This window comes from Pseudomonas sp. FSL W7-0098 (assembly GCF_005930585.1).
Classification (GTDB): domain Bacteria; phylum Pseudomonadota; class Gammaproteobacteria; order Pseudomonadales; family Pseudomonadaceae; genus Aquipseudomonas; species Aquipseudomonas bubulae.
In genome coordinates this window covers 138,716-160,210 of sequence record NZ_RXHW01000007.1, presented here as the reverse complement: position 1 = coordinate 160,210, position 21,495 = coordinate 138,716, and the positions used below count along the sequence as shown (strand labels likewise).

The following is a 21,495-nucleotide window of genomic DNA, read 5'->3' as shown; positions in this document are numbered from 1 at the left end:
CGGTTTCTCTTGTCCCATGCCTGCTATTACTGCCGACCTCCCCGCTCTCGCCCGGTCCATCAAGGAATGGGGCCGAGAGTTGGGCTTTCAACAAGTCGCCATTGCCGGCCTCGACCTGGGAGAACACGAACACCATCTGCAACGCTGGCTGGAAGCCGGCTACCACGGCGACATGGACTACATGGCCGCCCACGGCAGCAAGCGTTCACACCCGCAAGAGCTGGTGCCCGGCACAGTGCGCGTGATTTCCCTGCGCATGGACTACCTGCCCGGTGACACTCATATGGCGCAGCTGCTGGCCCAACCGGAAAAAGCCTACGTTTCACGTTATGCCCTGGGCCGCGATTATCACAAGCTGATCCGCAAGCGCGTGCAACAACTGGCCGACCGCATCCAGAAGGACATTGGCCCGTTTGGCTTCCGCGCCTTTGTCGACAGCGCCCCGGTACTGGAAAAGGCCATCGCGCAACAGGCGGGTCTGGGCTGGATCGGCAAGAACACCCTGGTGCTCAATCGCAAGGCGGGCAGCTACTTCTTCCTGAGCGAGCTGTTTGTCGATTTGCCGCTACCGGTCGACGCCCCCCACGAAACCGAACACTGCGGGCGCTGCACCGCCTGCCTGGACATCTGCCCCACCAATGCCTTTGTCGGGCCTTATGTGCTGGATGCGCGCAAATGCATTTCGTACCTGACCATCGAGCTGAAAACCGCGATCCCTGAAGAATTGCGCTCGATGATCGGCAACCGGGTATTCGGTTGCGATGACTGCCAGATCGTCTGCCCCTGGAACCGTTTTGCCCGCACCACTGCAGAAGGGGACTTCAAGCCACGGCATAACCTGGACAATGCCGGCTTGGCCGAGCTGTTTATGTGGGATGAAGACAAATTCCTGAGCAGCACCGAAGGCTCGCCGCTGCGCCGGGCCGGGTACGAACGCTGGCTGCGCAACCTGGCGGTAGGCCTGGGCAATGCGCCGTCGACGATTCCGGTGCTGGAAGCCCTGAATGCGCGGCGTGATTACCCGTCGGAGCTGGTGCGCGAGCATGTGGAGTGGGCGCTGACACAACACGCCAAGCGGGCCTGAGCCAAGCCCGCTGCCACAGTTGCTTAATGCTCGTCGTTATAAACGAACTTGGGCATTTCCCAGTTAAAGCGGATCGCCAGCAAACGCAGCAGCAGCCCGCCGAACAAGGTGACGAAAATCGCCTGTTCGTTGGGCATTTCCAGATAAGTACACAACAAGAAACACCACGCCGCAGCAAACGAAACGCTGGCATACAGCTCGCGACGGAAGATCAACGGAATGTCGTTGCAGAAGATGTCACGAAGGATGCCGCCAAAGACCCCGGTAATCACTCCGCTCACCGAAGCCACCAGCATGCCCTGGCCCATCTCCAGCGCGGTCATGCAGCCGATCAGGGTAAACGCTACCAGCCCCAGGGCATCAAGCACCAGAAACAGCGAGCGCAGATGACGCATCAAGGGCGCGATAAAGATCGTCACCAATGCAGCGAACGTGGTCAGTACCAGGTATTCCGGGTGTTTGACCCAGGTCAGCGGGTAGTGCCCCAACAGGACGTCACGCACCGAACCGCCGCCTAGCGCGGTGACGCAGGCAATCAGCACCACGCCGAACCAGTCCATGCCCCGACGCCCGGCAGACAGCGCGCCGGTCATGGCTTCGGCAGTAATGGCAACTAAATAAAGCATCAGCAACATGGCAGCGATCCTTGCAAGAAGGCGCGCAGTCTACTCTCAGTTGGCATTGGCACCAAAAGCGGGCAACAAATACTGTTCTTTGTGGGAGCGGGCTTGCTCGCGACGGCTTCGCTGCGGTTCGGTAGATGTACCGAGTCGCTTGCATCGCGAGCAAGCCCGCTGCCACAGGGGGATCAACGGCAGCTTAGAATTTGATGAAATGCTTGCGGTAGTGTTGCAGCTCGGCAATCGACTCGCGAATGTCGTCCAGCGCCAGATGCGTACCCTTTTTCACCAGGCTGTCGCGTACTTCCGGCGCCCAGCGTGCAACCAGCTCCTTGAGCGTCGAAACGTCCAGGTTGCGATAGTGGAAGTAGCTTTCCAGCGCTTTCATATGGGTGTACAGGAAGCGGCGGTCCTGGCAGATACTGTTGCCGCAGATCGGCGATTTGCCTTTGGGTACCCACTGTTCAAGGAACGCGATGGTCTGCGCTTCGGCTTCGGCCATAGTGGTGGTGCTGTCCTTGACCCGCTGGGTCAGGCCGCTGCCGCCGTGGGTGCGGGTATTCCACTCGTCCATGCGCGCCAGCACGGCATCACTATGGTGGATGGCGATGACCGGGCCTTCGGCCAGGGTATTGAGGTTGCTGTCGGTAACGATGGTGGCCATTTCAATAATGACGTCGTTGTCAGGGTCCAGACCGGTCATTTCCAGGTCGATCCAGATCAGGTTCTGCGCGTTTTGCATAATGGCCTCCAGTGCTTAGGTGCGCAGTTTAGCTTAGGCACGCGGCCCTCGTGCTAAACTCCCCGGCGTTTTACCCTTCTTATCGTTTTATCAACACGGAACACCCATGGCCAAACGCCAGCTCAACCGTCGTCAGAATTGGCGCATCGAAAAGATCCAGGGCGAGCGCGCTGCCCGCGCCGCCAAACGCGAATCCAGTGCCGTCGAAGCGCTTGAAGGCGGCGATTTAGGCCCCGAGCAACTTGGCCTGGTGATCGCGCACTTTGGTGTGCAGGTCGAAGTCGAAGCCCAGGAAGGTGAGCTCAAAGGCCAGATGTTCCGTTGCCACCTGCGCGCCAACCTGCCCGCTCTGGTAACCGGTGACACGGTTGTGTGGCGCGCCGGCAATCAGGGCATCGGCGTTATCGTCGCCCAGTTGCCGCGCAAGACCGAGCTATGCCGCCCGGACAGCCGTGGTCAGCTCAAGCCGGTTGCAGCCAACGTCGACATGATCGTGATTGTGTTCGCGCCCATGCCCGAGCCGCACGCCAACCTGATCGACCGCTATCTCGTCGCCGCCGAGCACGCCGGGATTCGCCCGCTGTTGCTGCTCAACAAGGCTGACCTGATCGACGAGCAGAACGCACCGGCGCTGAATGCGTTGCTGGGGGTTTATCGTCAACTGGGTTATCCGGTGCTGGAAGTGTCGGCCCATCACGGCGATGGCATGCAGCAGTTGCAAGCGCAACTGGACGGCCATATCAGTGTGTTTGTGGGTCAGTCGGGCGTTGGCAAGTCGTCCCTGGTCAACAGCCTGCTGCCTGAGGTCAACCTTCGGGTCGGGCCGCTCTCGGAGATTTCCGGCCAGGGTACGCACACCACGACCACGGCGCGCTTGTTCCACTTCCCGGGCGGCGGCGATCTGATCGACTCCCCGGGTATTCGTGAGTTCGGCCTGGGCCACGTCAGCCGTGCCGATGTCGAGGCGGGGTTCATCGAGTTCAACGACCTGATCGGCCGTTGCCGCTTCCGCGACTGCAAGCATGACCGCGAGCCGGGCTGTGCATTGCTGATGGCCCTGGAAGATGGCCGCGTGCAGCAACAGCGCATGAACAGCTATCGCTCGATCATTGCCAGCTTGCCTGAGTCGAGTTACTGATTCAGGCCAGAAGCCCCCTCACCCCAGCCCTCTCCCGGAGGGAGAGGGGGCAAATTATCAGTGTTCTTGAAGCCGCGTGCGCTCAGTCCCCTCTCCCTCTGGGAGAGGGTTAGGGTGAGGGCGGCGGGTCGTCAAACAGATTCAGCTTCTGCCGTTCTTCATGCATCGGCAGTGGCTGTTTGTCGGCGGGCAGCTTGATCGGGTCAACTGGCGCCTTGGGCAGTTCCTGGGGCTTGACTGACTCCGCACCCTGCTCGCCTTCAATCGCCTGCTGGGCCTTTTTGTTCAGCACCACAATGTCGATACGACGGTTAACCGGATTATTGGGGTTAGCCGTGTCGAACAGCACTGACGAGGCATAACCCACCACCCGCGCAATCTGCCCTTCCGGGTAGCTGCCCGCCACCAGCGCACGCCGCGCAGCATTGGCACGGTTGGCCGACAACTCCCAATTGCCGTAATCACCGCCCCCCGCATAAGGCATGGCATCGGTGTGGCCGCTGATGCTGACCTTGTTGGGTACTGCCTTGATGGTGTCGGCCATGGCCAGCAAAATATCTTCGAAGTACGGTTTGAGCCGTGCACTGCCCACGTCAAACATCGGCCGGTTTGCGGCATCCATGATCTGGATACGCAGGCCGTCCGGGGTGATTTCAAACAGCAACTGATCCTTGAACTTGCGCAGCTGCGGGTTTTCTTCGACCTTGTTCTGCAACTCCTGCAACAGCAGTTCGAGGCGCTCTTTCTCGACCTGCTCGGCCATGCTTTCAACCTGCTCGGCATCTACCTTGATCTTGTCGGGCTGGGGCTGCAGTTTTTCTTCAGGGTTGAGGGTGTTGTCCGGCGCCAAGGCCGGAGTGCCGCCCAGGTCGATGACGTAGGGCGTGCCGCTTTCGCTGAATCCGATCGGATCTTTGAAATAACCACCAATGGCGATCTTTTGCTCGGGCGTGGCCGCCGTCATCAGCCACATCACCAGAAAGAACGCCATCATCGCCGTGGCGAAGTCGGCAAAGGCGATTTTCCAGGCGCCACCGTGATGGCCTGCGGCGTAGCGCTTGACGCGCTTGATGATTATGGGCTGGTTGTTTTCCATAAATCAGCGACCACGAACCACTTGTTCCAGCTCGGAAAAACTGGGCCGGTGCTTGGGGTACAGGACCTTGCGACCAAACTCGACCGCCAGCGACGGCGGCATGCCTGAGGCCGAAGCCACCAGCGAGGCCTTGATCGATTCATACACGTTGAGTTCTTCCTTGGCATCGTGAGCCAAAGACGTCGCCAACGGACCGAAGAAACCATAGGCCGCCAAAATACCGAAGAAGGTACCTACCAGCGCGGCGCCAACGTGCATGCCGATGGCCGCCTGATCACCTTCGCCCAGCGAGGCCATGGTCACCACAATACCCAGTACCGCGGCGACGATACCGAAACCCGGCATGCCGTCGGCGATACCGGTAACGGCGTGGGAAGGATGCTCCAGCTCTTCCTTGAGGTTATACAGCTCCATGTCAAACAACCCCTCAAGCTCGTGGGGGGCCATGTTGCCCGAGGACATGATGCGCAGGTAATCGCAGATAAACGCGGTCATGCGCTCATCTTTAAGGACAGTGGGGTATTTGGCGAAGATAGGGCTGGCGGCCGCGTCTTCAATGTCGCTCTCGATGGCCATCATGCCTTCGCGACGACTTTTGTTGAGAATCTCGTAAACCAGGCCCAACACTTCGAGATAAAAAGCGTGGGAGAAACGCGAACCAAACATGCCCAGTGATTTTTTGATCACATGCATGGTCATGTAACCGGGGTTGGCTTGCAGGAACACACCGAAGGCCGCACCGCCGATGATCAAAACCTCGAACGGCTGGATCAGCGCCCCGATTTTGCCGTGGGAAAGTACGTATCCGCCGAGCACACTCGCGAACACGACGATGATGCCGATAATTTTAGCCATAGATATAAAAGTACTTCTTGGGTCGGTTCAAGGTCATATTCCAGCGTAGCTAAAACTCTTCTTCTCCTTATCGGCGAATCTGCGCCAGACTATAGCCGGTAGAGCCGAAAAGCCATTCGACCCCCAGATTGGATGATCATCGCGTCCTCATTATGGCCAACGAAACCCGCGCACCGATATCAACACCCACCACCCTGGATGCCTGGGTTGCACACCTGGACGCCGTCGATCTGCCGATCCCGCAAACCAGCCATGCGCGGGTCTTCAAGACCCTCAACGACAGTCGCCGCTCGTTACGCGAAATTGCCGAGGTTATGCAGGACAGCCCGGCGCTGGCCCTCAGACTGATCCGCGAGGCCAACCAGCAAGCCCAAAGCAGCCTGAGCGAGCCGGCCGAGAGCCTTGAAGTGGCGATCAACCGCCTGGGCCTCAAACGCACCCAGATGCTGCTCGAACATGTGCCGGCGCTGGCGATCGAGGATATCCCGCTGGCCTACCGACAAATCCAGCTGATCAGCCAGCACGCCGCACAACAGGCCATTGGCCTGTTCGGCAATCGCCTGGCGCGGCTCTGGCAGGAAATCTACTGGAGCAGCTTGCTGTTTCTGTCACCGCTATGGGCCCTGGCACTGACCCACCCACTGCTGCTCGAAACCTGGGAACGGCGGGTGGTCGGGCACAATGAGTGCGCCAGTAAAGTCGAGCGCCAGCTTTTTGGTGTGCCACTGTTTGATATCTGCCGCAGCCTGGCCGAGCTGTGGCGTCTGCCGGGGTGGGTGATGCAAGGTTATACGGTGATCACCGAAGAGCGCCGCACCCTGGTCAGGGTGCTGCATATCGCCCGCGACACCCATCACCCCCTGCGTCAGCAACAACTGCTGGACGCCGACCCGGCCCTGCGGCGCTGGCTCAACCAGCCTGCCAACAGTGTGTTGCTGGCCAACTGCCTGGCGCTGTCAGCCCAGCAGGGCTGGGACACACCGCACAACCTGCGCTGGCAGTACGTCACCAGCCTTTACCTGCAAATGCCCCTGGACGAAGTTCAGCAGCAGGCACACCAGCAGGCCGCGAGCAGCGCGCGCTATCACTCCAGCCCCGACCTTTGGCATCCGGCCCAGGCATTGCTCTGGCCGTGGGACTCACGCCGCAACGGGGACAATTCGCAGGCAGCCCCGCCTCCCTCGGCCGAGGCACTCGTCGCCTGGCGCAAACATTGCGGGCAGCTGCTGGAGCAACCCAGCGCATTCAGCAACCCGATGCATCTGAGCACCTGTGCCCGCGAAGCCTTGCAGGCGTGCGGCATGCGCCGGGTGATGATACTCACCCCCGACAAGACCTCGACCAGCCTGAGCGTCAACCAGATTGCCGGCCTAGGCAGAACCGCCTTCGACCTGACCGTCAACATCAGTGACAGCACCGCGCTGCAACGCCTGATGATGCAACCTGCACAAGTGCGCCTGACGCCCGAAAACAACGCGGTGATCTCCGCAGTCTTGCCCTACAGCCTGCGCAGCCTGTTCCCCGGCGAGCATCTGCTGCTACGCTCGCTGAGCAATAACGGTCGCGTGGTCATGCTCATACTGGCAGACCAGGGCGGCGGGCCATTTTCCGAAACCAGCGTGCAAGCCTTTGGCAAAACGGCCCAATGCATCGAGAAAGCCTTGAATACCTTTAGTAGTCGCGGGCGCTAGCGCTACAATCCCCCCTTTTTGCTCTGGAGGCTTCCTATGCCTGGCTTCTCTGGCTTGCCATTAGTGATCGAGCCCGGCGACCTGCTCGCCCGGCTCGACGCACCCGAACTGATCCTGGTTGACCTGACCAGTGTTGCACGCTACGAGGCCGGGCATATTCCGGGCGCCCGTTTTGTCGACCCGAAACGCACGCAACTGGGCTTGCCACCGGCACCCGGCCTGCTGCCGTCGCAAGCGTCACTCGAAACCCTGTTCGGCGAGCTGGGGCACAATCCCGACGCGGTCTATGTGGTCTATGACGACGAAGGCGGCGGCTGGGCCGGGCGGTTTATCTGGCTGCTTGATGTAATCGGGCACAAGGCATACCACTATCTGGACGGGGGCATTCACGCCTGGATTGGCGAAGGCTATGCCCTCAGCCAGGACGTGCCTGCCGCCGTCAATGGCCCGGTGGCGCTGACCTTGCACGATGAACCCACTGCCACCCGCGAGTACCTGCAAAGCCGCCTGGGCGCCGCCGACCTGGCGATCTGGGATGCACGCAGTGCCGCCGAATACAGCGGCGAAAAAGTGCTGGCAGCCAAGGGCGGGCATATCCCCGGGGCCAAGCATCTTGAGTGGACCACCGGCATGGATAAAACCCGTAACCTGCGTATCCGCCCGGACATGGCGCAGATCCTCAAGGATCTGGGCATCACGCCAGACAAAGAAGTGATTACCCACTGCCAGACCCACCACCGTTCCGGCTTTACCTATCTCGTCGCCAAGGCGCTCGGTTACCCGCGCGTCAAAGGCTACGCCGGCTCCTGGGGCGAATGGGGCAACCACCCCGACACCCCCGTCGAGCTACCTGTAAAAAATTAAGGACCTTGAATGAAAAAGCGTTTGTTCCTCCTCAGTCAGTACCTGTTGCCGCATCACCTGCTGTCACGCCTGGCCGGCTGTATTGCCGAATGCCGCGTACGCTGGTTCAAGAATGCGTTCACCAGCTGGTTCGCCAAGCGTTATCAGGTAGACATGTCCCAGGCCCTGGTTGAAGACGTGACCGCCTACGAGCACTTCAACGCCTTCTTTACCCGCGCCCTGAAAGACGGCGCCCGCCCGCTGGATCAAACTCCAGGTGCGGTGCTAAGCCCTGCCGATGGCGCGGTCAGCCAGCTGGGCCCGATCGAACACGGCCGCGTGTTCCAGGCCAAGGGCCACAGCTACAGCGTGCTGGAGCTGGTGGGTGGCGATGCTGCAGTAGCAGCCCAGTTTATGGGCGGCGAATTTGCCACCATCTACCTGTCGCCCAAGGACTACCACCGCGTGCACATGCCACTGGCGGGCACCCTGCGTGAAATGATCTACGTGCCGGGGCGCCTGTTCTCGGTCAACCAGACCACCGCCGAAAACGTGCCGGAGCTGTTTGCCCGCAACGAACGTGCGGTGTGCATTTTTGACACCGAGCGCGGCCCGATGGCCGTGGTATTGGTCGGTGCCATGATCGTGGCATCCATTGAAACCGTGTTTGCCGGTCTGGTTACCCCGCCGAAACGCGAGCTGAAAACCTTCCGTTACGACGAAGCTGCCCGTGCGCCGATCCACCTGGAAAAAGGTGCCGAGCTGGGTCGTTTCAAACTGGGTTCGACGGCGATCGTGCTGTTTGGCGCGGATCAGGTGAAATGGGCCGAAGGCCTGACGGCAGGAACGCCGGTGATGATGGGTCAGAAAATGGGTGCACCGGCGCACGCCGAATAACCCATAACCCTGTGGGAGCGGGCTTGCTCGCGATGCTGGCAACTCGGTGCATCTGATTCACCGAGGTGATGCAATCGCGGGCAAGCCCGCTCCCACAGGTCATTCACAGGGGGGCTCAGCCCTGGCTGTTACGGTCACGCTGACCGAGCAGGTACAGCACGCCATCCAGGCCCAAAGTCGAAATTGCGTGCTTGGCCGATTTCTTGACCAGCGGCTTGGCACGGAATGCCACACCCAGCCCGGCAATCGCCAGCATCGGCAAATCATTGGCGCCATCACCGACCGCAATGGTCTGCTCCAGGCTCAAGCCTTCCTTTTGTGCCAGTTCGCGCAGCAAATCTGCCTTGCGCTGGGCATCAACAATCGGTTCGACCGCAACACCGGTCACCTTGCCGTCCACCACTTCCAGTTCGTTGGCAAAGACATAGTCGATGCCCAGTCTGGCCTGCACTTGTTTGGCAAAGTAGGTGAAACCGCCTGACAGGATCGCAGTTTTGTAACCCAGACGCTTGAGCTCGGCGAACAGCACTTCAGCGCCCTCGGTCAGGCGCAACGAAGCACCGATGGCATCCAGCACGCCCACGTCCAGGCCCTTGAGCAGCGCCATGCGCTCCTTGAAACTGGCCTTGAAATCCAGTTCGCCAGCCATCGCGCGCTCGGTGATGGCCGCCACTTGATCCCCCACGCCTGCCGCCTTGGCCAGCTCGTCGATCACTTCAGCTTCGATCAGCGTCGAGTCCATGTCGAACACCGCCAGGCGGCGATTGCGACGGAACAGGGTGTCTTCCTGCAGGGCGATATCCACGCCCAGCTCCTGGGCCAGGTTGAAGAAATCGGCACGCAGCGCGTCAACATCCACAGGCTCGCCACACACACGCAGCTCGATGCAGCTTTTGCTCGACTCGGTCGACGCATCCAGCGGCACGCGACCGGACAGGCGATCCGTCTGCTCAATGTTCAAACCGTGCTGGCTGATCACCGATGTCACGCGCTGCAGCTCATGGGCGGTCACCTGGCGGCTCATCAGCGTGACCACATGCCGGGTCTGGCTTTGTTCGTGGACCCAGCGCTGGTAATGCTCTTCGCTGATCGGGTCGAAACGCAGCTGCAAACCTTCCTTCGCGATTAAGGGCTGCAGGTCCTTGAGCACTGCCGAAACCAGCTCGGCTTGTGGAATTTCGACCAGAAAACCCAATGACAAAACGCCATGGATGGCGGCCTGACCGATGTCGAGAATATTCACACCATTGCTGGCCAGTACACCGGTAATGGCCGCAGTGAGACCCGGACGGTCCTCACCTGTGATGTTTATCAGGACGATTTCGCGCAAGGCACACCCCCATTCGCTAAAAAAAACGCATTCTACCCACTTTCAGTGACCATCGGGCACCGCCAAGGCTTTGCCGCCCTCAGGCCGCTCGCTATACTGCGCACCAACTTAACGGACTAAGAGCCGCGCTCAGTGAACCGGCCATCGCCTGTCAAAACCGATAACTTCTTCCTGCTGATCTTCCGGGCCCTGCGCGATCGCCGCGTTCCGCTTGCTCTGCGTATCGCCAGCCATAACGTGATCCTGGTCGCCCTGGCACTGGTCATCTATGCCGTGGTCATGGGCCTGCAATTCAAGCAGGCCATGCACGAGCAGGCCGACGCCCTGGGGCAGAGCCTGACCACGCAAACCGCCACCTCGGCGACCGAGCTGCTGGTGTCAAATGACATCCTCAGCCTCAACGTGCTGCTCAACAACCTGACCAAAAACCCGCTGGTGGCCCACGCGGCCATTTATAGCGTGGACAACCGTATCCTCGCCGAAGCCGGGCAACGTCCCAAAAATGGCCTGCTGGGCGAAACCGAAGGTGTGTATCAAACCAAGATCACCTTTCAGGATGTGACCGCCGGGCATCTGCGCATCAGCCTGGACATGCACCAGTTCGAGCAGCCGATGACCATCAGCCTGCAAAGCATGGGCATTTTGAGTGCCATCCTGCTGGCCCTTGCCCTGGCCTTAAGCTTGCGTCTGGGCCGTCATATCACCACGCCCCTGCTGCAACTGCGGGTATGGCTGCGCGAACCCGACCCTTACACCCCGGCCATTCAGCGTCAGGATGAGATCGGCGACCTGGCTCGTCAGCTCCACACCCGCCTGGCCCCTCCGGCGCCAGAGCCTGAACCGGAACCAGAAGAAGACGACTACGACGACAGCGACTACGAAGAGGCCGAAGACAACGAGCCGAGCTTTGAAGTGCGCAACCTGAGTGACCCGACGTTCGATGAGACTGCGGCGGCACCTGCGCCCAAGGCTGCACCTCGACAGTTGGTGAGCACCGAAGAAGACGAGAACGACGACGAAGACCCGTTTGCCGACCTGCGCGACACCAGCACGGCGAGTGCCGCGCCGGTTGCCCTGGCCAAGCCAAAACCGGTCGCATCTGCGGCGCCGCAACCGAGTGCCGTACTCGCGGTGCAACTGGGGGCACAAGAGCAATTGCGCCGCCTGCCCCGCGCCCGATTGATGGAACTGCTGGAACGCTATCGTGATTGCCTGAACCAGGCAGCCTCGCTGTACCAAAGCGAACTGCATACGCTGAACGATGGCAGCACACTGATGCTGTTCCACAGTGAAGACAGCGGCGACGACTACCTGACCAACGCCATTTGCTGCGGCGAGCTGCTGCGTGCATTGGGTCACGCCCTGCAAATCGAAGTGGCAGACAGCGGCATTACCCTGCAATTGCAGTTGGGCCTGGTGCTGGGTGAAGGCCTGAGCGGCATGAGTCAGATTGACCTGCTGCTGACCGAAACGGCGCAGGATGCACTGGCCTTGTCGCAACACAGCCGCAACCTGTTGCTGGTAGAGCGCAAGATCAGCGATGACCCGCTGATCCGCCAGCGCGCCCGAATCCGCCCGATTGCCAGCCCGGAAGGCGCCTGCTGCGTAGAGCGCCTGATGGAGCCTTACCCTTCGATGCTGGAGCGCCAGCTGGCGCGGATGCATGAGAGTCGCGGGTAGCCAAAGCCAAGAGCACCCTCACCCTGGCCCTCTCCCGGAGGGAGAGGCGTGGTGAGGGGCTTTTGACCTGCCATAAAAAATCCCGCACATGTGCGGGTTTTTTTTGTTTCTGGCTACAGCCTCAGAAGCGGAAGATTTCCATATCCGTGCGTATCGGTGAGGCCATCGGGATACGAGGTTTATCCGCACCCTGCTTGGGGGCTGCCTTGGACGGCGCCTTGGGCGCTTCCACCAGAGGCGGCTGGTTGGCCAGAGGCTTGAGTGCCACCGCCAATTGCTCGCTCAACTGTTGCAACAACTTGCCCTGAGCCTTGACCTGGTCCGCCGTACTGCCCCCGTGCGGCTGCTCCAGGTGCACGATGCGGTTGTCACGCACTTGCCCGCGACGGTCAATCAAGCGCCATTGTGCGTCCAGCACTGCAGGCAGATCCTTGCCCGAGTCCAGCCGAGTGATCGACAACAACACTTGCACATCCGGGCTGAAGCCCGCAGGTGCCGGGGCCTGGACCACACGCTGGCTGTCCAGGCGCCATGCCAGTTGGCGCACCAGCAGCTGGTCGATATCTGCCGACAGGCTACCCGCCCATCTTCCGTCAGTCGCAGCGCTCAAACTGCCATCAGGCTGGCGTTGCAGCAGGGTTTCACGTTGCAGGTAGTCGGCCACGCTGATCGGGCCAAGTACCACAGCCATGCCGGCGCTTTGCGCGGGCTGGCCGGGGGTGCCGCTGTCCAGTTGGTACAAGGCCGCCGGCTGGTGCGTGCTGCACCCCGCCAGACCCAACACACCGGTCAGCAACGCAATTATAGGAAGGCGTAGAACGTTCATCATTCCATCCAGGTGGCCGCCTCAGGGCGAGCCGCAGTGTAATTCTCGAAAGGCTCGCAAAGCACATTGCCATAAGCCGTGCCGCTAACGCGGCATATCATCCGCGAATATTGGGCATGACTCCAGCGCTGTCGCGCCGATCTGCGCTTAAAAACGCAGGCCGGGCGCACTAAACAGGCTTAATTGGGGGTTTCTACCAACAAGGCATCTACACGCTGGAACCCACGAGGCAGTTTGTTGCCACGACGGCCACGCTCACCTTTGTAGTGTTCCAGGTCATCCGCCTTGAGCGTCAAGGTACGCTTGCCCGCCTGCAATACCAATGCGGCATTGTCTGGAAGTACCGCGATGTCGGTCACGTACTCTTCGCGGCTGGCCACGCGGTCGCCGGGTATGCCGATGATCTTGTTGCCCTTGCCCTTGCCCAGCTGCGGCAGATCGCTGACTTTGAAGATCAACAGGCGCCCTTCAGTGGTTACCGCCGCCAGCCAGTTGTGCTCGCGATCGGACACCGGCCGCGGCTGCATCACCTGCGCGCCTTTGGGCAGACTGAGCAATGCCTTACCTGCCTTGTTCTTGGCCTGCAGGTCTTCTCCCTTGACCACAAACCCGTAACCGGCGTCGGAAGCAATCACATACAGCGCATCGTCTTCCGGTAACAACACACACTCGAATGTGGCGCCCGGAGGCGGGGTCAGACGACCGGTCAGCGGTTCGCCCTGACCACGGGCCGACGGCAAGGTGTGCGCAGCCACTGAGTAGCTGCGCCCCGTGGAGTCGATAAACACCGCAAACTGGTTGGAACGCCCGGCAGCGGCGGTTTTGTAACCATCCCCCGCTTTATAGGACAGGCCGGTAGCGTCCAGATCGTGGCCTTTACCGCAACGTACCCAGCCTTTCTCCGAGAGCACCACCGTGACCGCTTCAGTCGGCACCAGCTCGTTTTCCGATAGGGCTTTGGCTTCTGCGCGGGCCACGATTGGCGAACGACGATCATCGCCGTAGGTTTTGGCGTCTTCCAGCAGTTCAGTGCGCACCAGCTTTTTCAGCTTGGCTTCGCTGCCCAGCAGGGCTTGCAGCTTGGCTTGCTCTTTACGCAGTGCATCCTGCTCGTCGCGCAGCTTCATCTCTTCCAGACGGGCCAGTTGGCGCAGGCGCGTATCAAGGATGTAATCAGCCTGGGTTTCACTCAGGGCAAAGCGTGCAATCAGCTCGGCCTTGGGGTGTTCCTCGGTGCGAATGATATGGATCACTTCATCGAGGTTCAGGTAAGCGGTGAGCAAACCGTCCAGTAGGTGCAGGCGGCGCTCGACTTTATCGAGACGGAACTGCAGGCGGCGGCGCACGGTGTTGACGCGGAACTCCAGCCATTCAACCAGCAGGGCACGCAGGTTTTTCAGCTGCGGCTTGCCGTCCAGGCCGATGATATTGATGTTGACCCGGAACGTGGACTCAAGCTCGGTGACAGCGAACAAGTGCTGCATCAGCTCGTCGAGATCGACCTTGTTGTTGCGCGGAATGATGACGATACGGCACGGGTTTTCATGGTCGGACTCATCGCGCAGGTCGGTTACCATCGCCAGCTTGGTCGGCTTGGCCTGCATCAGCGCGGCGATCTGCTCCAACACCTTGGCACCCGACACCTGATGCGGCAATGCAGTGACCACGATGTCGCCGTCTTCGATGTGATACACCGCACGCATGCGCACCGAACCACGGCCGGTCTGATAGATCTTCAGCAGGTCGGCGCGCGGGGTGATGATTTCAGCTTCGGTCGGGTAGTCCGGGCCTTGAATGTGTTCGCACAATTGCTCAACCGTGGCTTTCGGCTCGTCGAGCAAACGCACGCACGCCGCCGCCACTTCACGCAGGTTGTGCGGCGGCACATCGGTGGCCATGCCTACGGCGATGCCGGTGGTGCCATTGAGCAGGATATTGGGCAAACGTGCCGGTAAAACCGCAGGTTCGTCGAGGGTACCGTCAAAGTTCGGTACCCAGTCCGCCGTGCCCTGGCCCAATTCGCTGAGCAGGACCTCGGAGTAACGCGACAAGCGAGCTTCGGTGTAACGCATGGCGGCGAACGACTTGGGATCGTCCGGCGCACCCCAGTTGCCCTGGCCGTCGACCAAGGTGTAGCGATAGCTGAACGGCTGTGCCATCAGCACCATCGCTTCGTAGCAGGCCGAGTCGCCGTGAGGGTGGAATTTACCGAGCACGTCACCGACGGTACGCGCCGATTTCTTGTGCTTGGAGTCAGCGTCCAGGCCCAACTCGCTCATGGCGTAAACAATACGCCGCTGTACGGGCTTGAGGCCGTCGCCGATATGCGGCAAGGCCCGATCCATGATGACGTACATGGAGTAGTTGAGGTAGGCCTGTTCGGTGAAGTCGGCCAGTGACCGGCGTTCTACGCCGTCCAGGCTGAGATCAAGGGAGTCGCTCATGCGGACCTCATTCAGTTCGTTGTCTGGCGCAGCAGCATGGTGCCGCCGCGCTGGGTAAATTCAAGTTTGTTCAGCGCACTCATGCCCAGCAGCACCTGCTCGCCGTCCAGCCCGGGGGCCGCTACAGCTCGCACATCGCGCAGCACAATGGCGCCCAGCTGCAGGCGATCGATGCGGGTCTGGTAGCCCTGGGTGCGGCCATTGGCGGTGCTCAGAGTCACCGGGAGGCCCTTGGGCAGTGCCAGTTGCCTGGCCAGATCCAGCGGTACTGCCACATCGGTGGCACCGGTATCGAGTAAAAATTCCACCGGCACGTTGTTGATCCGGCCACTGGCTACGAAATGGCCCTGCACGTTGCCGAGCAGTTTGACTTCGATATAACCCTCGCCTTGCTGCGAGGTCACTTCGGTATTGGGGTTTTGCTGACGCTGTTCCCAGCGCCCGAAAAACTGCGTGGCCAGGTACAGGCCCGCGCACCAGGCCACGATCATGAAGATACGCCCCACGCCTTTGCCCGGTGCTTGCTGGCTCATTGTTTGGCACTCCAGCCACCTTGCGGTGCAGCAAAGCGCCAGACGATGGGACGTTTTTCGCCATCGGCGCGTCTATGGCTGCCGTTGTCGACCCCGACCCAGGCGCCCTTGGCATCCAGGCTCAGGGCCTCGGTGTTGCCATAGCCGGTGTTGTAACGCCGGGCATCGGTCAGGGCATCATTGGCAAACGACCAACAGCGTTCGATCTCGCCCGTATCCGGGGTACGCCGGCAAATGCGATAGGCCATGCGCTCAAGGGTAAACAGCTTGTCCTCGAACAGCGCCAGGTCGGCAAAGTCCTTTGCCTGGGCCTTGGCGTTGAGTTGCGGCGGCTGTTCAAGACCGCCTTCGCTCATCAGCACGCAGCCGTTTTCGCAGTCCCATACACTCTGTTTTTTGCGAATCGTCAGCAAGCCACGGCGCTCACGCTCGGCCGCCAGCCATATCTGATTACCCTGCGGGTTGACGGCAATCCCCTCAAACAGCGCATTGAAATGCAGCAACATGCCGCTGGCACGGGCCTGACGCACCAGCGCCGGGTCGATTTTAAGCCATGAAGGCGCCCCGGCCTGAGGGATGTGCAGTACCGCTGCATGGGACTCACTGACCACGAACCGGTTGCCCGCCTCATCGCAACTGATCCCTTCAAAGTCTAGCTCGCCGCCGCGCAACGGGCTGATGGCCTTGCCCATCATGCGCACGCCCCACGGCAAGCCGCTTTCCGGCGCTGGCGGCACATCGACAGGCAAGGTTTCGGCCTGCCACAGAGACTCGCGGGTATCGAGGCGATAAATCTGATCATCATCACGATCAGAAACCGCCCACAGCTCACCCGAACATAATGCCAGCCCGGACAGATTGCCACCGCGCATGCCTTCAACCGGATGCTCTGACTGCAACGCCAGTTCTGGCCAGGTATCGGCCATGACCGGCGCAGCACCCAAACAGAACAAGCCCAGCAAGGCACTGCGCATCAGGCCAGCACCTGCGCCAGGTTGCCTTTGGATTCGAGCCAGGACTTGCGGTCACCGGCGCGTTTCTTGGCCAGCAGCATGTCCATCATTTCTGACGTGGCGGCGAAGTCTTCAAGAGTGAGTTGCACCAGGCGACGGGTGTTCGGATCCATCGTGGTTTCGCGCAGCTGTGGCGGGTTCATCTCACCCAGCCCCTTGAATCGTGTGACTTGCGGCTTGCCGCGTTTTTTCTCGGCGACAAGACGGTCAAGAATGCCGTCGCGCTCGGCTTCGTCCAGGGCGTAGAAGATCTCCTTGCCCAGGTCGATGCGGTACAGCGGCGGCATCGCCACATAGACGTGACCGGCATCCACCAGCGGGCGGAAGTGCTGCACAAACAATGCACAGAGCAAGGTAGCAATGTGCAGGCCGTCGGAGTCGGCGTCGGCAAGGATGCAGATCTTGCCGTAACGCAACTGGCTCATATCGGCCGCGCCCGGATCGACACCGATGGCCACAGCGATATTGTGCACTTCCTGGCTCGCCAGCACTTCGCTGCCGTCTACTTCCCAGGTGTTGAGGATCTTGCCGCGCAACGGCAGGATCGCCTGGAACTCCTTGTCCCGCGCCTGCTTGGCCGAGCCGCCTGCAGAATCACCTTCCACCAGGAACAGCTCGGAGCGCATCGGGTCTTGCCCGGCGCAGTCCGCCAGCTTGCCCGGCAAGGCCGGCCCCTGGGTAATGCGCTTGCGTTCGACCTTTTTACTGGCCTTGAGCCTGCGCCCGGCGTTGTTGATCGCCAGTTCGGCCAGTTGCATGCCCAACTCGGGGTTGGCGTTGAGCCACAGGCTGAAGGAGTCCTTGATCACGCCCGAGACAAATGCCGCCGCCTCACGGGATGACAGACGCTCTTTGGTCTGACCCGAGAACTGGGGTTCCTGCATTTTCATCGACAGCACGAACGCAATGCGCTCCCACACATCTTCAGGCGCCAGCTTGACACCCCGCGGCAGCAGGCTGCGGAACTCGCAGAACTCGCGCATGGCATCGAGCAAGCCCTGGCGCAGGCCGTTGACGTGGGTACCGCCCTGGGCCGTAGGGATCAGGTTGACGTAGCTTTCCTGCACGCTGTCGCCGCCCTCGGGCAGCCACAGCAAGGCCCAGTCGATGGCTTCCTTGTTACCGGCCAGGCTGCCGCAGAACGGCTCGTCGGGCAGGCGTTCAAATTCGCTGACTGCATCGACCAGATACGAGCGCAGGCCGTCTTCGTAATGCCACTCGACCTTTTCGTTGGTGTTTTTGTCTTCGAACGTAACCAGCAGCCCCGGGCACAGCACGGCCTTGGCCTTGAGCACGTGCTTGAGGCGGCTGACGGAAAACTTGGGTGAATCGAAGTATTTCGGGTCCGGCGCGAAGTACACGCTGGTGCCGGTGTTGCGTTTGCCCACGGTGCCGATAATTTCCAGATCGGTGGCTTTATAGCCATCGGCAAAGGTCATCTGGTACTCGTTGCCGTCACGCTTGACCTTGACCCGCACCAGCGTCGACAGCGCGTTGACCACCGAGATGCCCACACCGTGCAGGCCACCGGAGAACTGGTAGTTCTTGTTGGAGAACTTGCCGCCCGCGTGGAGCTTGGTGAGGATCAGCTCGACGCCCGGCACACCCTCTTCAGGGTGGATGTCCACCGGCATGCCGCGCCCGTCATCGCTAACTTCCAGCGAATGATCGGCGTGCAGGATGACGTTGACCGACTTGGCGTGACCGGCCAGGGCCTCGTCGACGCTGTTGTCGATGACTTCCTGGGCCAGGTGGTTGGGCCGGCTGGTGTCGGTATACATGCCGGGGCGTTTGCGCACCGGGTCGAGGCCCGAGAGGACTTCGATGGCGTCGGCGTTATAAGAGCTAGCGCTGGGAGTGGCCATAGGGTCTCGTCGTTAGTCGTAAGTGAAAAAAAGGGCCATTCGACGGGCGCCTTAAAGGGCCGCGAAGTCGATGGTTTCAAACTGTTCGGCGCCGATCCCTGCAAAGTTCAGCAAGTCGGGCAGCTGCTGGGCAAAGCCCTGATAACTGTGATCACCGCCCGCCTCAATACGCAACGTACATGCCGCGTAGTACTGTTCAGCGTAGCGGTAGTCCAGGGTTTCATCGCCTGTCTGCAACCACACCTGACAACGCTGCGCGTCCTGAGGGGCTGGCACTTCAAGTTCTGCCAGCGCCTGCACGTGATCGAGGGTCAGTTCCCAGGTTTCGCCGCTGTAGTGATTGGTTTGCGTGCCCAGATAGCCGTCGAACATCCGGTGCGGGCTGACGGCCGGATTGATCAGCAAGGCCTTGAGGCCGTATTGGCGGGCCAGCCATGTCGCATAGTAGCCGCCGAGCGAGCTGCCGACCAGCAATGGGCTGCCAAGCTCACTGATTACGCCCTGCAATTGGGCAATGGCCTGGCGCGGATGATGGTGCAGGGCAGGCACCCGCAGCTGCCCGCCAAGGCCCATGCTGTGCATAGCCGACGTCAACTGCATGGCTTTCTTGGACTCGGGGGCACTGTTGAACCCGTGGATATACAAGATGGAACCTGACATGCGATGACCCCCGAAGACCCGTTAAGCTGAACACAGCAACAATAAAGGCGCGCAGTTTAGCCTGACTCAGGGGCAATGACTCGCTTCAAGATAATTCAGTAATTGTTGGCGCTGTAATCCGGCTCAAAGGTGAAATCTGCCAGGCGCGACACGCCGGTTTGCAGAGTGCCGTCCGGTTGCAAGCGCAGCCAGCGATAGCCCGGTGCCTCGCCGCTGACCTTGAAGTCTGGGCTGCCCACCGCGAACTGGATGCAGGTAGAGGGCGTGGCCAGCAATCGAACGTCGTTGCGCTGCTGGTCGAACGCCTGATGAACATGCCCCCACAGTACCGCCCGGGCCTGGGGATAACGGTCCATGACCGACCAGAATTCTTTGGCATTGCGCAGACCGATCGGCTCCAGCCACGGGCAGCCCACCGACACCGGGTGGTGATGCAGGCACACCAGGTGATGGCGATCGGGGGCTTCGCTCAAGGATTGGGCCAGCAATTGCAACTGATCGTCCTCCAGGTAACCGGGGGTGGAGTGGGGAACTGCCGAGTTGAGCAGCGTAATGCGCCAATTGCCAATATCGACCACCGGCTCCAGAAGACGGCTTTGCACGGCCGCTTCACGCATCTGCGCAACTTGATCGTGGTTGCCGGGGATCCAGCGGCCAAAGGGTGCCAACGGCGCGGTCAGTGTGCGAAAGCGTTGATAAGCCTCGACACTGCCGTCCTGGGTCAGATCACCAGTGGCCAGCAGGCCGTCAATATGCGGCTGCTCGGCCTGCACCAGATCAATCACTTGTTGCAGGCTTTGCGCGGTCTTGAGCCCCAGCAGCGAGCCATCCGCTTCTGCAAACAGGTGGCTGTCAGAGAGCTGCACCAGCAGCACCGGGTCTTCGGTGGTCAGCGTGGATACATTCGGCAAGGTGGCTCTCCCGGGGAGGGTCAGTGAATGGCGCGATTATGCCATTGAGTATGGCCATTATGGGAGTAAGCGCCTTGATCCAGAGGCCAGTTTTTTGGTGCGCTTGCCAGGATTTCAGCGCACTTCTGCGTACTCATGGCCACAGGCCAGGCAATGACTTAGCCACTCACCCAAAAACACATTGAGCTGGGCCTTTTCGTCGGGCTGGTGCATGGCGATATTGGGGTAGGGATAAATGCTGCGAAAACGCCGCGCATGCTCGGCCGCGACCACTTCGGCCATGCGCGCATCGTGATACACCTGCACCTGCAATTGAGGCACCGGCAACCACGGCAAGCTGTGCTCCTGGCTGACACGCAGGGTGCTGGTGTACGGGCAATCGAGGATCACCTCCAGCGTCAGCACGCCCAGCATCTGATCGCCCTGGGTCACGGCAATCTGGCGCGGGCCGGGTTGCTCGCGCATTTCGGGCAACAAACGCATCAGGCGCGCATAGTTGGCCTCGCAAGCGGCCTGCAGCCCGATCAGATCGACCCGATAACGATCGCGAACCCCATTTACGACCATAACCCCCTCACTTCAGCGCGATTAAGCGCCAGCCATTGCAGGGCAATAATGCTCGCTGCATTGGAAATACGCCCATCACGTACTGCTTGCAGCGCATCTTCGTACGCCCATACCGTTACACGAATATCTTCTGCCTCTTCCTCCAGACCATGCAAGCCCCCGACGCCCTCAGTGCTGCAACGCCCGAGATAGAGATGAACAAACTCGGTGCTGCCCCCCGGCGACGGGAAGTAGCGAGTGATCGGCCACAACGACGAGAACGTCAGCCCGGCCTCTTCCTCACCTTCACGGTGAGCCACTTCCTCGGGCACTTCAGCCTTGTCGATCAGCCCGGCAACCAGCTCGATCAGCCAGGGCGTGTCAGTCTTGCCCAGGGCGCCGACGCGGAACTGCTCGATCAGTACCACTTCATCACGCTGCGGGTCGTAGGGCAGCACACAGACTGCATCATGTCGTACAAACACCTCACGACTGATCTCGCGACTCATGCCTCCGGCAAAGAGTTCGTGTCGCAGATGCACCCGATCAAGCTTGTAAAAACCCTGATAACCGTTCTCGCGCTTTACGATCTCGACGGTGCTTGGCCTGGCCTTGGTGATGTCAGTCATTACAAACCCCTTGCTGGCGAATTTCACCGTGGGCGGACCCTCGGCATCGCGCATCCTAACGCGCCAGAGACTGCGGATGCAGCCTCTTTTCT

At 60.7% G+C, this 21,495-nt stretch carries 20 protein-coding genes; 6 read left to right on the top strand and 14 right to left on the bottom strand.

Features of this window, described 5'->3' with window-relative positions:
- Positions 1–16 precede the first annotated feature (16 nt).
- Positions 17–1,084 carry a tRNA epoxyqueuosine(34) reductase QueG gene (gene queG, locus FHL07_RS14805; protein ID WP_095000949.1) on the top strand — a complete coding sequence of 356 codons (1,068 nt, stop codon included), beginning with the start codon at positions 17–19 and terminating at the stop codon, positions 1,082–1,084.
- Positions 1,085–1,107: 23 nt separating this feature from the next.
- Here the strand turns inward: queG and FHL07_RS14800 are convergent, their stop codons facing one another.
- Both FHL07_RS14800 and orn read right to left on the bottom strand, forming a co-directional pair.
- The gene (locus FHL07_RS14800; protein WP_019826256.1) at positions 1,108–1,719 is read right to left on the bottom strand and encodes a trimeric intracellular cation channel family protein; all 612 of its coding nucleotides are present in this window, start codon (positions 1,717–1,719) and stop codon (positions 1,108–1,110) included.
- 184 nt (positions 1,720–1,903) lie between these two features.
- On the bottom strand, positions 1,904–2,446 hold the full coding sequence (orn, locus tag FHL07_RS14795; RefSeq protein WP_086799078.1) for an oligoribonuclease: 543 nt from the start codon (positions 2,444–2,446) through the stop codon (positions 1,904–1,906).
- A gap of 106 nt (positions 2,447–2,552) precedes the next feature.
- Here orn and rsgA point away from each other — a divergent pair, with 106 nt between their 5' ends.
- Complete coding sequence (rsgA, locus tag FHL07_RS14790; RefSeq protein ID WP_095000948.1) at positions 2,553–3,584, top strand: small ribosomal subunit biogenesis GTPase RsgA; 1,032 nt, start codon at positions 2,553–2,555, stop codon at positions 3,582–3,584.
- A 109-nt stretch (positions 3,585–3,693) separates the two neighbouring features.
- Here rsgA and motB read toward each other — a convergent pair whose 3' ends face one another.
- Both motB and motA read right to left on the bottom strand, forming a co-directional pair.
- Positions 3,694–4,680, bottom strand: coding sequence for a flagellar motor protein MotB (motB, locus tag FHL07_RS14785; protein ID WP_095000947.1), 987 nt, complete (start codon positions 4,678–4,680; stop codon positions 3,694–3,696).
- Between the two features lie 3 nt (positions 4,681–4,683).
- On the bottom strand, positions 4,684–5,535 hold the full coding sequence (motA, locus tag FHL07_RS14780; RefSeq protein WP_138738632.1) for a flagellar motor stator protein MotA: 852 nt from the start codon (positions 5,533–5,535) through the stop codon (positions 4,684–4,686).
- 152 nt (positions 5,536–5,687) lie between these two features.
- On the opposite strand from motA, the gene FHL07_RS14775 reads away from it, so the two are divergent.
- Genes FHL07_RS14775 through asd form a run of 3 tightly spaced genes read left to right on the top strand, consistent with a single transcriptional unit; the run spans position 5,688 to position 8,966 of the window.
- Entirely contained in the window at positions 5,688–7,226 is a 1,539-nt protein-coding gene (locus FHL07_RS14775; protein WP_095000945.1) for an HDOD domain-containing protein, read from the top strand.
- A 36-nt stretch (positions 7,227–7,262) separates the two neighbouring features.
- Positions 7,263–8,090 (top strand): rhodanese-like domain-containing protein, encoded by an 828-nt coding sequence (locus tag FHL07_RS23680; protein ID WP_095017684.1) that lies wholly within the window; start codon positions 7,263–7,265, stop codon positions 8,088–8,090.
- Between the two features lie 9 nt (positions 8,091–8,099).
- A complete protein-coding gene (gene asd / locus FHL07_RS23675) occupies positions 8,100–8,966 on the top strand; it encodes an archaetidylserine decarboxylase (protein ID WP_095017685.1) in 867 nt (288 codons plus the stop codon).
- A gap of 115 nt (positions 8,967–9,081) precedes the next feature.
- On the opposite strand, the gene serB is transcribed toward asd, so the two are convergent.
- Complete coding sequence (serB, locus tag FHL07_RS14765; RefSeq protein WP_095000944.1) at positions 9,082–10,296, bottom strand: phosphoserine phosphatase SerB; 1,215 nt, start codon at positions 10,294–10,296, stop codon at positions 9,082–9,084.
- A 132-nt stretch (positions 10,297–10,428) separates the two neighbouring features.
- On the opposite strand from serB, the gene FHL07_RS14760 reads away from it, so the two are divergent.
- Positions 10,429–11,976, top strand: a complete 1,548-nt coding sequence (locus FHL07_RS14760; RefSeq protein ID WP_095000943.1) for an AhpA/YtjB family protein — start codon at positions 10,429–10,431, stop codon at positions 11,974–11,976.
- Positions 11,977–12,097: 121 nt separating this feature from the next.
- On the opposite strand, the gene FHL07_RS14755 is transcribed toward FHL07_RS14760, so the two are convergent.
- The 9 genes from FHL07_RS14755 to FHL07_RS14715 all read right to left on the bottom strand — a co-directional run bounded on the left by FHL07_RS14755 (position 12,098) and on the right by FHL07_RS14715 (position 21,403).
- Positions 12,098–12,802 (bottom strand): PqiC family protein, encoded by a 705-nt coding sequence (locus FHL07_RS14755; protein ID WP_170943716.1) that lies wholly within the window; start codon positions 12,800–12,802, stop codon positions 12,098–12,100.
- A gap of 179 nt (positions 12,803–12,981) precedes the next feature.
- On the bottom strand, positions 12,982–15,246 hold the full coding sequence (gene parC, locus FHL07_RS14750) for a DNA topoisomerase IV subunit A (RefSeq protein ID WP_095000941.1): 2,265 nt from the start codon (positions 15,244–15,246) through the stop codon (positions 12,982–12,984).
- Positions 15,247–15,257: 11 nt separating this feature from the next.
- Positions 15,258–15,779 (bottom strand): retropepsin-like aspartic protease family protein, encoded by a 522-nt coding sequence (locus tag FHL07_RS14745; RefSeq protein ID WP_095000940.1) that lies wholly within the window; start codon positions 15,777–15,779, stop codon positions 15,258–15,260.
- Positions 15,776–16,753, bottom strand: a complete 978-nt coding sequence (locus tag FHL07_RS14740) for an esterase-like activity of phytase family protein (protein ID WP_138738631.1) — start codon at positions 16,751–16,753, stop codon at positions 15,776–15,778. The genes FHL07_RS14745 and FHL07_RS14740 overlap by 4 nt, the downstream gene beginning before the upstream one ends.
- Complete coding sequence (parE, locus tag FHL07_RS14735; protein ID WP_095000938.1) at positions 16,753–18,657, bottom strand: DNA topoisomerase IV subunit B; 1,905 nt, start codon at positions 18,655–18,657, stop codon at positions 16,753–16,755. Before parE ends, FHL07_RS14740 begins: the two co-directional genes overlap by 1 nt.
- Before the next feature lie 51 nt (positions 18,658–18,708).
- Complete coding sequence (locus FHL07_RS14730) at positions 18,709–19,317, bottom strand: YqiA/YcfP family alpha/beta fold hydrolase (RefSeq protein ID WP_138738630.1); 609 nt, start codon at positions 19,315–19,317, stop codon at positions 18,709–18,711.
- A 95-nt stretch (positions 19,318–19,412) separates the two neighbouring features.
- Positions 19,413–20,228, bottom strand: a complete 816-nt coding sequence (gene cpdA / locus FHL07_RS14725) for a 3',5'-cyclic-AMP phosphodiesterase (RefSeq protein WP_095000936.1) — start codon at positions 20,226–20,228, stop codon at positions 19,413–19,415.
- A 114-nt stretch (positions 20,229–20,342) separates the two neighbouring features.
- Entirely contained in the window at positions 20,343–20,795 is a 453-nt protein-coding gene (locus FHL07_RS14720; protein ID WP_095000935.1) for a DUF1249 domain-containing protein, read from the bottom strand.
- The gene (locus FHL07_RS14715) at positions 20,786–21,403 is read right to left on the bottom strand and encodes an NUDIX domain-containing protein (protein ID WP_095001096.1); all 618 of its coding nucleotides are present in this window, start codon (positions 21,401–21,403) and stop codon (positions 20,786–20,788) included. The genes FHL07_RS14720 and FHL07_RS14715 overlap by 10 nt, the downstream gene beginning before the upstream one ends.
- Positions 21,404–21,495: the final 92 nt, after the last annotated feature.

What these genes read in the sequence shown, in the direction of transcription:
- parE (WP_095000938.1), bottom strand. Translation starts at nt 18,657, where the DNA reads ATGGCCACTCCCAGCGCTAGCTCTTATAACGCCGACGCCATCGAAGTC.
- FHL07_RS14800 (WP_019826256.1), bottom strand. Translation starts at nt 1,719, where the DNA reads ATGTTGCTGATGCTTTATTTAGTTGCCATTACTGCCGAAGCCATGACC.
- queG (WP_095000949.1), top strand. Translation starts at nt 17, where the DNA reads ATGCCTGCTATTACTGCCGACCTCCCCGCTCTCGCCCGGTCCATCAAG.
- parC (WP_095000941.1), bottom strand. Translation starts at nt 15,246, where the DNA reads ATGAGCGACTCCCTTGATCTCAGCCTGGACGGCGTAGAACGCCGGTCA.
- asd (WP_095017685.1), top strand. Translation starts at nt 8,100, where the DNA reads ATGAAAAAGCGTTTGTTCCTCCTCAGTCAGTACCTGTTGCCGCATCAC.
- FHL07_RS14755 (WP_170943716.1), bottom strand. Translation starts at nt 12,802, where the DNA reads ATGAACGTTCTACGCCTTCCTATAATTGCGTTGCTGACCGGTGTGTTG.
- FHL07_RS14745 (WP_095000940.1), bottom strand. Translation starts at nt 15,779, where the DNA reads ATGAGCCAGCAAGCACCGGGCAAAGGCGTGGGGCGTATCTTCATGATC.
- FHL07_RS23680 (WP_095017684.1), top strand. Translation starts at nt 7,263, where the DNA reads ATGCCTGGCTTCTCTGGCTTGCCATTAGTGATCGAGCCCGGCGACCTG.
- FHL07_RS14740 (WP_138738631.1), bottom strand. Translation starts at nt 16,753, where the DNA reads ATGCGCAGTGCCTTGCTGGGCTTGTTCTGTTTGGGTGCTGCGCCGGTC.
- orn (WP_086799078.1), bottom strand. Translation starts at nt 2,446, where the DNA reads ATGCAAAACGCGCAGAACCTGATCTGGATCGACCTGGAAATGACCGGT.
- motA (WP_138738632.1), bottom strand. Translation starts at nt 5,535, where the DNA reads ATGGCTAAAATTATCGGCATCATCGTCGTGTTCGCGAGTGTGCTCGGC.
- FHL07_RS14730 (WP_138738630.1), bottom strand. Translation starts at nt 19,317, where the DNA reads ATGTCAGGTTCCATCTTGTATATCCACGGGTTCAACAGTGCCCCCGAG.
- FHL07_RS14720 (WP_095000935.1), bottom strand. Translation starts at nt 20,795, where the DNA reads ATGGTCGTAAATGGGGTTCGCGATCGTTATCGGGTCGATCTGATCGGG.
- motB (WP_095000947.1), bottom strand. Translation starts at nt 4,680, where the DNA reads ATGGAAAACAACCAGCCCATAATCATCAAGCGCGTCAAGCGCTACGCC.
- FHL07_RS14715 (WP_095001096.1), bottom strand. Translation starts at nt 21,403, where the DNA reads ATGACTGACATCACCAAGGCCAGGCCAAGCACCGTCGAGATCGTAAAG.
- rsgA (WP_095000948.1), top strand. Translation starts at nt 2,553, where the DNA reads ATGGCCAAACGCCAGCTCAACCGTCGTCAGAATTGGCGCATCGAAAAG.
- FHL07_RS14775 (WP_095000945.1), top strand. Translation starts at nt 5,688, where the DNA reads ATGGCCAACGAAACCCGCGCACCGATATCAACACCCACCACCCTGGAT.